Source organism: Flavobacteriales bacterium, assembly GCA_016704485.1.
GTDB lineage: Bacteria > Bacteroidota > Bacteroidia > Flavobacteriales_F > PHOS-HE28 > PHOS-HE28.
Genome location: JADJAA010000001.1, coordinates 873,938 through 886,486 on the forward strand (window position 1 = coordinate 873,938; position 12,549 = coordinate 886,486).

Consider the following 12,549-nt stretch of genomic DNA (forward strand, 5'->3'; position numbering starts at 1 on the left):
ATGCTACGCAACATCATATTTTTGGTATCCATGGTCATCGCCATGGCGCTCCATGCCCAATCGCCCTCCGTTAGGGGCTATGAATACTGGTTCGACCAGAACCATACGAACCGGATTTTCGTGGCAGTAGCGCCTGCCACAACCGTGAACTTGATAAACGTACCACTGGATACGGATACCTTGTCCGTTGGCACCCACATCGTTCATTTGCGTTTGAAGGACCATACCTCTGATGGTGCGGTACGATGGAGCAGTGTGGTAACACGCACATTCGAGAAGCTCCATACTGGTCCTTGGGAAATTGTCGCAGTTCGCTACTGGGTAGGCACACCGACCAACGAGCTCGACCCCTTGGTCCGGACCAAGGTCTTCGACTCCCCGCAGCAACAGATCAACTATGCCAATAGCCCATTGGACCTGTGTGGCTACCCCACCGGGAACCAAACGCTGAAACTACAACTGAAAGACAACCACGGGCAATGGAGTTCGGTGGTGTCCCGCACTGTTAATGTGGAGACGGCCGGAACCCTTGGTCAACCGGTCATAACTGCCACGCCTGTGCCGAATAATTTTTGCCCAGGAGCGGTCGTAACGTTCACCGCCACACCGCCTTCCGGCCCCAATATCGCTTTGCCAGGGGCTTACAATTGGACTGTTCCCACTGGCGCAGGATGGAGCTATGTGACAAGTACCGGCAATACCATCACTGTTACCATTGGCAGTTCGGCGGGTACGGTGCAGGTTTTCTCAACGAATGCATGCGGCACCAGCGCCACGGCTTCGTTTCCTGTGAACATTTCGCAAGAGCCAGCGCAACCTTCACCTGTGCAAGGTATAGCTGCATGTGCAGGTAGTCTTACCACCTTTTCGGTCGACTCAGTTTCCGGAGTTGACTTCGAATGGTCCGTTCCTGGCGGTTCTCCTAGTACAGGAAGCGGCTCGACTTTCTCCACTACGTTAACGGCTAACGCAACCATCACCGTAACACCCGTGAACAGTTGCGGAGTTTACGGTCCGGAGCGTTCTGCTGCGATCACTGTCTCGCAGCCATCAAACGCCGGTACCAACGGAAACGTTAGCACCTGTTCCGGCATGGTGCCCCAAAGTTTGTTCGCACAGCTCGGCGGCAACCCCAGCGCGGGTGGCACGTGGAGTGGGCCCAGCCCAATAGCGAACGGGGAATACAACCCTGCCACGATGAACCCCGGCGTGTATTCGTATTTGGTAGCTGGTGTGGGCGCATGCTCCAACGCTACCGCCACAGTGACCGTGGTGGAGAATCAGGAACCGAATGCAGGTGCAAATGGGACCTTATCTGCATGCAGCAATGGTGACCCCGTATCGTTGTTCGCGCAATTAACAGGAAACCCACAAGTCGGTGGAAACTGGAGCGGTCCGAGCCCCACTACCGGATCGTATGACCCTAGTGCCATGGACCCCGGTGTATACACCTATATGGTGAATGGCATAAGTCCTTGCGGAAACGCCTCCGCAACGGTTACCGTAAGCGAAACGGACGCGCCAAATGCAGGTAGCAGCAGCGCGCTTACCCTTTGCCAAACTTCAGACCCTGCGGATCTTTTCGTAGTCTTGGGAGGTAACCCGCAAGCAGGTGGCAACTGGAGCGGACCCAGCGCTACATCCGGCATGTTCGACCCTACTAATATGCAATCCGGCACCTATACGTACTTGGTTTCCAGTAGTGGCCCATGCCCAAGTGCCAGCGCCACTGTTTCTGTTGTGGTGAATTCATTACCCAATGCTGGAAGTGATGGCAACCTTGAATTATGTGACAATGCCGCCGCTGTTTCCCTTTTCGAGAGCTTGGGAGGCGTACCACAATCCGGTGGATCTTGGACGCCCAATGCACCTAACGACATGTACGATCCAGCGACGATGAACCCTGGTGTATACACCTACACGGTGCTGGGTACAGCGCCATGCCCAACTGCATCGGCCACGGTAACAGTGAGCGAAACGAATGCGCCCAATGCAGGTGAAAATGCATCATTAGTGCTTTGTGCCGAAGCAGATCCTGTCGACCTTCTTACTGTTCTGAACGGAACTCCAGACCCGGATGGCGCATGGACTGGGCCGAGTGAATTAGGTTCGAGTTTCTTCGACCCTGCGATTGCTCTTGAAGGTGATTATAGTTACACTATCGTTGGTACAGGCACATGTTTGAATAACACTGCCACCGTTAACGTGAACGTGATGGACCTTGATCTCGTCATGATCGACGGAACGGCTACTGTCGACGAACTGGGAACACTGCTCTTCACAACATCCCCAGAACTCCCTGATGCGGATTCTATCGTTTGGACAATACCAACCGGATGGAACTGGGCCGGTACAGACAATGATCCGTTGGACGAAATGGCATACCTGGATCCACCGGATGCAGCGGGATTCTACACCATCTGTGCACGTGCATACGGTGGCGGATGCGCGGGCGACACGGCGGTCTGCTTTGAAACGCAGCTAACAGTTGGTGCTCCGCAGCTGGATCGCGAAAGCAGTAGCGTATCCATCTACCCCAATCCGAACAACGGCCAATTCACGATCACGATGGAAGGTTTCCCGACTACTTGCCACATAAAGATCTTGGACGCATTGGGCAAGGAGGTGCTTCAACAATACATGATAGGCGGGAGCAGCACTATGCAGATGGACCTGGGTGATCTCGCTTCAGGAGTGTATTACGTCCGGATCGAAACTGAGCGAGAGGTGATGAGTTTACCTGTTGTTGTTCAGCGGTAAAACAACAATGAATGTCACAAAGACCGTCCAGGAATGGCCTGGACGGTCTTTGAAATCCCCAAACCAGATCAGAACAACAAATGTGTAACGTGAAGAATGGCAGGATGGGAATGTCCGTTTACAACGGCAGAAATAAAAGCCGCATATTAGCGAGCAATGGAGCCTGCTTTTGTGTGTGTTCAAAGAGACGTAGCTTCCTTCAAACTGCGTTCATTACGAACTCATGTGCGCAGAGCTCCGCTATTATGGAATTGCCTAAGATGAAGCGCTTTATCACCATCTTCAAAAAGATACTGCTAACGTCAGTTCTCACTGCGATGGCTCTGAATGGTATGGCACAATACCCAACGAACGCTAATGACTTACGCACGTTGATCCGAACGGCACCACATGACACTACCAAGGCTCAAGCAATGCTTTATTTGGCCGTATTGTATAGGAACTCCGAGCCAGATAGCGTAGATATTTTGTGTACTAGGAGCCAGCGCCTAACTTATATAGCAGACAACGGAAATTTTGGTTCATGGCAAACGAGGATACACAAAGTGTGCAAGAGAATCGAAGCCACTGCCGATCTGAATATTGGCCATTTTCTCCACGAACGCGGCAACCTGTACGCAATGGGATTCTACCAAAGCGCTTTTGATGAGTTCCGATCCATTGGTTTTGATCCAGGAGCTAGGGATGCCATGGCAGCTATTGTTGCTTTGCATAAGGAAAACGGAGACGTCGATGTAAGCACCGCTTTTGCCATAAAGTACGCTAAAATATTAAGTACCGCATCCAACGTACGGTATGGATCCATAGGATTCCGTCCGGCAGGATCGAATTTGGAATCAGGCGATGATCCTGTTCAAAATACCGAAACCCCAGAACCATTGCCGGTTGTTGAACAAAAGAGGACGGCACCAATACTAAAGGCAGCAGAGCAAACTAACTCCAAGAGACTTGACACAAGTGACATAGTAGATCTTGCTGGGCTCCCGAATGAGCTAAAAGAGATGGAGGAGGTGGCCAGTGCGGAGCCGATCTTCCAAGAACCCTTGGTTGTTTTATTGCCTACCACAACACCCCTTGCTCAACTAGGAATCGATACGGCAGTGATCGCGAGAACCCGAGATCGGCTTGTTATGCCTATCCGGAAGAATGGTAGCGCTATGGAAGCACGTGAACAATTTGAGCTGGGGGAGGCATGGGAACTCATGCGCGAACCGTCGTTGGCCATGACCTCCTTCAAACGTTCCCAGGAACTTTATGGCACGTTACGATCTGACTCCGGAGAGTGCGTCGCCCTCCTACGCATTGGAAAATTACGCGGTGATCAGCGCGAGTATGAAACAGCCTTTGCTGTTTTGGACAGTGCCAGACAAAAGGCGCAAGCCATCGGTAGCCGAGATCTGGAAGGCATCGCCTTGGCGGGGATGGGTGATATGTGCCGGAAGATCGAAGAGTGTGGCGGTGCAACCGAGCTTTATCGCCGCAGCATCGAACTGGCTAATGCCACGGGTGACAGAAGGACAGAGGCACGCGGATACCTTGGAATGACCGAAGAGCTGGTGAAGAGCGGCTCACACAGCAAAGCTGCACCGCTTGGACAGAAAGGACTTTATCTTGCTACGGAAGTGGACGATGCCGAGCTAAAGCAGCAAGGAGCTTCTCTTTTGAGTGGGGTATATGCCTCTCTAGGCCAATTGCAGAAATCCCAAGAGATGGGAGAACTCGCCACTAGCATTGAGGCCTATCTCGCCAGGAGGGACCACGCGATGGACTCGATCATTACGGCTATGCAACGTAATTTCACAAAGACCCGCGAACGGGACAGCATAGCGCATAGGGAAGTTCGTGCCACCCTGGAAACCAATTGGACGGAGGCACGGGTGATGGCCTCGAAGAACCGGAATATTGCCGTCATCATCATGCTTTCTGCACTGGTCGTGATCGTTCTTGGAATAGTGTATTACCGGTTCGACCGTCGTCGTCGTCAAGCCAAGGCTGAACGCATTTCGATCGAACTGGAGATCAAAGCGCTCCGGGCACAAATGAACCCGCACTTTCTATTCAATGCACTATCAAGCATCCATGAACATATTCTGGAGAACGAAGCTGAAGCAGCTGCGGGCTACCTCGCCAAGTTCAGTAAACTGATGAGGCATGTGCTCGAGATGAGCCGCATGAACGAGGTAACGATACAGCGCGAACTTGAGGTGCTTGGCTTATATGCGGAAATGGAACAAATGCGCTTAAAAGGACGGTTCACCTATTCGGCGGTTGTAGCACCCGATGTGGATCCGGAGACCATTGCGTTGCCGCCAATGCTTCTGCAACCCTTTGTTGAGAACGCTGTCTGGCATGGTCTGTCTGGGAAAGAAGGACCGGGACACCTCCGGATCTCCGTGGCCAAAGTTGACGGTGCACTTCATGTTACGGTCGATGATGACGGTGTTGGACGCCAGATCACGAACTATAAAAAGAACGGTCACACTTCCTTGGGCACATCCATTACCAAGGAACGACTTGACTTGTGGGCCGCACAGTGTGGAGCACCGGCATCTTTCACCTTTGTACCTGTAGCTATCGGCACACGCGTTCTACTGGTGTTGCCATGGGATGCTATCTAACTCACATGAAAATGTACTCTCTGTTCCCTATTATCCTCATGCGTATCAATCCGTTAATGGAAAATGACCTATCACGCAATTCATACTTCAAGGAATACCAAATGAATGGTTTTGTTAGATTGCGTGCTAACAAATTAGGTAACCGGTTGATAGATCAAATGCACGCTAAGCCTCTTGTCATTAAGCTGCAAACTAGAATGGTAAAATGAAACCGCAGATCCTAAGTCGTAGGCCTAACCCGGCCAATGCTGATAGGCAATGGGGGCCGCTCCTTCGGCAGTTCAATCGTGGGCTACTTGTTGTGGTTCTACTCCTGAACGGCGGAATGAGTATTCATGCGCAATCGCCAGAGCCCGACACCTCTGCAAACCAGTCTGGGCAAGCTGTTACGAGCGCTAAATTGGGTGCTCGGTTTGGTATTGGAGGATTGTGCGGTTATGGGTTTGATCAAGGGGAGTTGTACAGTCTAGGGAAGATGTCCATCGAGTACCTCCGAGGGTACCGACCGAAATATGGCGTGCGGGCGAGTGTATTGATCCCATTCGGGGCGAAGTGCGATTTCGAGGCCGTTGCAGACTACGCGTACTTTCCAGGCTCTTACTCTTCGAACCAAAGCTTAGACTTGCCGTTGTTGAAAACAGGGAACTTCAGCATAGGCATTCGATGTTATACGCGAAGAAAAGATCTCGAACCGAAAATTGCTTCAATGCGGTACGGAATACGGCGAATGTTCTGGCGTGAACGAGTAGATCGAAGTGGCTTTCACTTTGGGTTGAACATGGGACCCGAGGTGGGCTGGCACAAGCGAATTATACGTACGATGCCGGAAAATTGGCCGGTGAATGAACTGCTTACGGAAAACGATATGGAACACAATGTCGTAGACTATACTAAGTGGTATTGGCATGGATGTCTCCAGCTCGGTTGGACGTATAGTGGCCGAGTGGATTTCACGTTAGGTATTGATGTGACCACTCGAGAGGACACATACTATGATGATCGTGGGAAAATTGATAATAAGTTTAGTGGCCTCCCTCGTCGTACCTATTTAACCGGATGCGTCTCTATTGTTTTAGGACGTTCCCACATAAAGTGATCTAATCAACTATTACTATGCGATCAATTCTACTTTTCTTCTTGATAATGACCCTAGCTAGCGCATGTCGTAAACCCCGAATGGGTTGTACGGATGTCACAAGCGATAACTACGACCCCGAGGCAAATGAGGATAACGGTTGTTGCTGCGCTATCACCTATGGACCTCAAAATGACTCAACGTACTATTTGCCTTACACTAGCCAGACGCTTCCAAATTCTGCTCAAACAATCTATTTAAATGCTAGAATGACTCGAAAAGACTGGACCGCTATCGGACCTTGTGGATGCCTTACTGCGCCCGAAGAAGGAAATCCGGTCGTAGGTATTTATCCCACATCTCAACACAATTACGGACCGCGAACGAGATGCTATGTAAATTATTTCGGTTTGAAATGTCAGCTCTCGTTGCCAAGTGACGAATGGATTGCTATTTCTGCCACAAACGATATAGTCCCCGATTCAAGTTCATTGGTGATCGGGTACACTATTCGCTTTGCTGATGACTTAGGCCAAAATGCCATTGATTTGCCTTTTATAGATACCCTGCGTACCTATATTTCTCATCCAAATGACTCAACCTCCAACTTATATTGGGGTTATCAACAGTCTCGCCGTATTTCCGGAGAAGTACTATCCTGCGCGGACTATCCGCTCAATGATTCCAGTGTGACGTTATTACCTTCGATGAGTTTAAGCTTTATACCGTGAGGTGTATTGTTTGAACGCTGTGGACCTACGCGTGAACTATGATAGCTCGCAGCAGGTCCTGTTTCTAGAAACTCTTAATTACGGGTTTTAACGGCACTGGTTGTCCGAAGTCACCTCGTGGAAAACACCCATGATCACCGGCCACTCAATGAAGTGGCCCATCCGCTCAATAACGCTTTTCAAACCATGAATGCTTTCGGAATTTTGGTCTCAACGAAGCGGCATTGTGCCACCTCGTAACGAAACCCAAACTACAATGACCACTGCGAGCACAGTTCAACGAACGATCTTGATCAAACAAAAGAGCACGGGAATTGCTCTCCTACTTTCCTTCCTCTTCGGCCCGTTGGGCATGCTTTACGCCACGGTCTCCGGTGGTGTGATCATGTTCCTGATTTCCATTCCGATCGTGCTATTCACGGGTGGACTTGGGCTTCTTCTGACCATCCCGCTCGGCATGGTCTGGAGTGCATCTTCTGTAAATAGCTACAACGCCCGTACGCTAAGAGCCGCGTGAACAAGAACTCCGGAAGTTGGCGGCAATGGCACCCTTTCTCAAGTGGCGGTCGGGTCCTACACCCTAACTTGGCGATCTCATGATACACGGGGGCAGCAACGGTTGCTGATCCAACGGTAGTTCCTAAAAGCATAAGAATCTAAACCGATGTTTTCATGGTGACCGTTTTTTCTCCCTGATCATATCACCATACCAAACAAAATCCACACTGATCTTCCTCTTCCAACTCCATGACCAAATGACAAACGCAAAATCTCCCTTCTTGCATTCCCTGCTGGGGATCCTCACGGTACTTTCCTTTATACTGGTCTCCGGTGCCGCCACTGCACAGGCGGGCGCCAACGACCCGACCTTCAACCCCACAGATGTGGGCTTCGGGTATAGCTCAGGAACTGATAACGGCGTGGAGGCCATTGCCGTCCAACCCGATGGCCGGATCTTGATCGCAGGGAACTTCACCTCGTACAACGACACAGCCCGCAACGGCATCGCCCGCTTGGATACGAACGGCCACGTGGATACCAGCTTCGACCCCGGGGCCGGAGCAAGTGGCGGCTTCTATTCGATCCAAGCCATCGCCATATACCCACCAAATGCTGGCCCGGAGCTGGCTGGCAAGATCTTGGTCGGAGGAGAACTCACCGAATATGATGGCACCCCCCGCAACGGCATCGCCCGGCTGAACGCGGACGGCAGCTTGGATACCGTATTCGACCCCGGCGCTGGAGCGAATGGGGCCGTTAAGGCCGTCACTCTACAGCCCGATGGTAGGATCCTTATCGGGGGAGGATTCAACGCGTACGATGGAACGCCCCGCAACGGTATCGCCCGGCTGAATGTGGACGGCAGCTTGGACCTGAACTTCGACCCCGGCACCGGTGTGGCTAATAATGGCGGTGGAAGCATTGTGCGTGCCATGGCCCTTTATCCCCCGGACGCTGGCCCGGGACTGGCTGGAAAAGTCCTGATCGGGGGCGGGTTCACCGAGTACAATGGTACGGTAAGCAACTATATCGCCCGGCTGAATGACGACGGCAGCTTGGATACCGGTTTCGACCCCGGTGAAGAAATGGAATTTGGCGTCTCTTCAATTGTGCTTCAACCCGATGGCAAGGTGCTGGCCGGAGGAGGCACCAACTTGGCCCGCTTGAATACGGATGGCAGCGTGGATCCAAGCTTCACATCTACTGGATTCGGCATTGAGTCCCTGGCCCTGCAATCCGATGGAAAGATTCTGGTCGGTAGTATACAGAGCGGGGCCATCGTCCGTCGGCTAAACCCCGATGGCAGTGAGGATGCTAATGTGGATGTGTTCGCCGGCCTGTCCACTTGGGTCCGAGCGATCGCCCTTCAACCCGATGGCCGGGTGCTCATCGGAGGGAACTTCCGCTACGTGGATGGGGTCACTGCCGGAAGTATCGCGCGCCTGGACACCTCCTTCAAGATAGACCTTAGCTTTAATCCAGGAACAGGAGCGGACGGCAGCGTGGAGGCTATTGTGCCGCGGGCGGATGGCAAGGTATTGGTCGGAGGGAGCATCACCCGCTACAACGGCACACGCCGCAAGTGCCTCGCCCAACTAAACGCAGATGGTACACTGGATCCAAGCTTTTCCGACCAAGATTTGCAGGGCGATGGCGTTTTCGATTCCTATGGGCTTGCTGTCCGCGCCATCGCGGTATATCCTGCTGATGCAGGTGCTGCGTTGGCGGATAAGGTCCTTATCGCTGGGTACTTCAGCAACCTCGATGGTAGCGCACGCAAAGGCATCGCCCGGCTGAATACCGATGGCAGCTTGGACCTGAACTTCGACCCCGGCACCGGAGCGGTAAATGATGGGCAGAACGGCGATCTTCAGGCCATAGCACTATACCCCCCGGATGCAGGAGCGGGGCTGGCTGGCAAGGTCTTGATCGGCGGCGCATTCACCGAATACGACGGCACACCGCGTAACCACATAGCCCGTTTGAACGCGGACGGGAGTCTGGACAGCGGATTCGACCCTGGTACGGGAACGACGATCGATTGGGGAGACGCGGAAGTACGGACCGTTGCCATTTATCCACAGGATGCAGGTCCGGAACTGGCCGGCAAGATCCTGATCGGAGGCAGATTCACCGAGTACGATGGCACAGCCCGCAACAACATCGCCCGCCTGAACGCGGACGGCAGTCTGGACAACAGTTTCGAACCCGGATCGGGAGCAGACGGCGGTTTCGACCCTACGGTCCATGCCATCGCCATCTACCCCCCAGATGCAGGCCCGGAACTGGCTGGCAAGACCCTGATCGTAGGTGGGTTTGCCGAATACGATGGAACGCCCCGCAGCGGCATAGCACGCTTGAATGTGGATGGCAACTTGGACATAGGCTTCGACCCCGGAATGGGGTTGAATGACCGTGTATCTACTGTTGCGATCCAAGAAGTCGACGGGAAGATCCTTATCGGAGGACAGTTCTCTAGCTATGATGGCACTCCCCGCAACGCCATTGCGCGGCTGAACACCAATGGAAGCATAGACCACAGCTTCGACCCCGGTACCGGAGCGGAAGGAAATATTAATATCATTGCCCAACAGCCCGATGGCCGGACGCTGATCGGAGGGACCTTCACTTCCTATAACGGTACGGGGCGCAACCGCATCGCGCGGCTCTTGGGGGGTAATGATGACTGCGCAGGCACCCCCGGTGGCACCGCGCTGCCCGGCACACCCTGCGATGATGGCAACACCTGTACCGTGAACGACACCTGGGACCTTTCCTGCAACTGCGTGGGCGAGATCCTCACCACCGGCATTACCCTCACTCCCTTCGACACTTTATGCACATCTGGTGCTCCGTATCTGCTGGATCACGCAACACCTTCGGGCGGCACATGGAGCGGACCCGGAGTGGAGGACAATATGTTCACTCCGCCAATGTCAGGCTCGTTCACCCTCACCTATTCTATTGCGGACCCATGCCCAATGGCCATTCAGGCCACGATCGTGGCCATTGGAGCTCCCAGCACCCAGATAATCTCCGGCCAGCCAGGTGGCTGCAACTTGGAGCCGGTCGTATTCGCCGCACAACCCGCGGGAGGGACCTGGGGGGGGCTTGCCCAGCCTGACGGGTGGGTGGACCAATCCTGCGCGGTCCGGCCCATCAGCGGAAATGCCACATACACCTACCATGCTCCGAACGGTGATTGCACAGAGGTCGCGTATGGTTACCTCTACTTGGCCGCTTGCCTGAACCCACTGCCAATGGGCCCCGACACTGCACTGTGCAGCAACGATGAATTTATGCTTTCGTGGACATGGATGGGCGGGGGTAATGTTTACTGGTCCATTACCGGAGCCGACTCGGTGATAACGAGCAGTCCAGGATCTACTACTACAGGGTATTTCAGCCCTTACCAAAAAGAGCCTGGCATATATGCGATCACCGGAGAGCTCTCCAGTTCTTTCCCAACGAGTTGCCCCGGCATCGATACCCTCCTCGTTACCGTGCTGGCCCCACCTGTCATCATCATCGGCACCCATGCCCCCCTTTGCAGCAACGACTCGCCGATCACATTGTCTGGGAGTCCGGTAGGTGGCACATGGACCGGCGTAGGTGTTAGTGACGACCAATTCGACCCAGCAATAGCAGGATCGGGGACGTGGACATTGACCTACACCGTAACCGAGGGCGCTTGTACCAGCAGCGACAGCACCACCATCGTGGTGGATGCAGCCCCGAATGCCGGTATCGGTGGATCGGTCGAGGTCTGTGCAACTAGCGCGCCTATCAACCTATTCGTGTACTTGCAAGGAACCCCTCAACAAGGTGGGGTTTGGTCGGATCAATTCGGGGTCACTTCTGGCCTCTTCATGCCTGGAATAAGCCAAGAGGGCACGTATACCTACACCGCAACAGGTGCGGGACCATGCGAAAGTGCGACGGCCCAGTTGGAGGTGAACGTGATGGACCTTCAGTTGGATCCGATCCTAGCACCGGATACCGAGACCATCCCCGGCACCTACATCTTCACCGCGTTGCCGGTATTGATCGATGCGGATTCCATCGTTTGGAGCTTCCCGGCCGCCTGGAGCTGGGACGACGATCCGGACCATACCGATGGCGAAGCGCTTTTGATGCCGTCAGAGACAGGGGTGTATTCTGTTTGCGCAACAGCTTACGGTGGAGACGGTTGCATAGGTATCGAGCAATGCTTTCAGGTTATCGTTACCGATATTGCAGCACGTGGAACAACTGGCCAAAGGATGGCGATCTTCCCCAACCCGAACAATGGTCAATTCACGATCACGATGGATGGGTTGCCGACTATTGGCCGCATATTGGTATTGGATGCATTGGGTAAGGTTCTTCAACAACACATGATAGTCGGGACCAGCACCATGCAGATTGACCTGGGTGATCTCGCATCGGGAATGTATCACGTGCGGATCGAAACGGAGCGTGAGGTTGTGTGTTTACCCTTGGTTGTTCGCCGATAGCGGAACGACTGACCATATCGACGGCAACGAAGCCCGTCCGGGAACTATCTCGGGCGGGCTTTGGATCCGCCAAAGCCTCCAAAAAAAGGAAGACCTCCTCCAACCCGGCCACTGATAATTCAGTTCAATTTTCTAATTTGCCCCATTATGTTCCTTAGTAAGAAGGCGGTACGACCTCATTCAATAATGGAAAAATTCTGTGATTTGATCGCACCATTGGGATTGGTCCTATCCGTAATTATTCTGCCACATCTTGTTATAGCGCAAACAATTACCACCCCGATTGCGCAAGGTTGCCTCGGCATGCGAGAGGATCAATTGCTACGCGACGAAATGAAAACACTTCGGAAGGAGTTCGCCGGGCTTAG

At 53.2% G+C, this 12,549-nt stretch carries 4 protein-coding genes; all 4 read left to right on the forward strand.

Features of this window, described 5'->3' with window-relative positions; translation table 11 throughout:
- The 4 genes from IPF95_03820 (at nt 1) to IPF95_03835 (ending at nt 12,181) form a co-directional block, all read left to right on the forward strand.
- The gene (locus tag IPF95_03820; protein ID MBK6473822.1) at nt 1-2,760 is read left to right on the forward strand and encodes a T9SS type A sorting domain-containing protein; all 2,760 of its coding nucleotides are present in this window, start codon (nt 1-3) and stop codon (nt 2,758-2,760) included.
- A 260-nt stretch (nt 2,761-3,020) separates the two neighbouring features.
- Nucleotides 3,021-5,378, forward strand: coding sequence for a histidine kinase (locus IPF95_03825; GenBank protein ID MBK6473823.1), 2,358 nt, complete (start codon nt 3,021-3,023; stop codon nt 5,376-5,378).
- A gap of 2,062 nt (nt 5,379-7,440) precedes the next feature.
- A complete protein-coding gene (locus tag IPF95_03830; GenBank protein ID MBK6473824.1) occupies nt 7,441-7,701 on the forward strand; it encodes a hypothetical protein in 261 nt (86 codons plus the stop codon).
- Between the two features lie 238 nt (nt 7,702-7,939).
- Complete coding sequence (locus IPF95_03835) at nt 7,940-12,181, forward strand: T9SS type A sorting domain-containing protein (protein ID MBK6473825.1); 4,242 nt, start codon at nt 7,940-7,942, stop codon at nt 12,179-12,181.
- Nucleotides 12,182-12,549 lie beyond the last annotated feature (368 nt).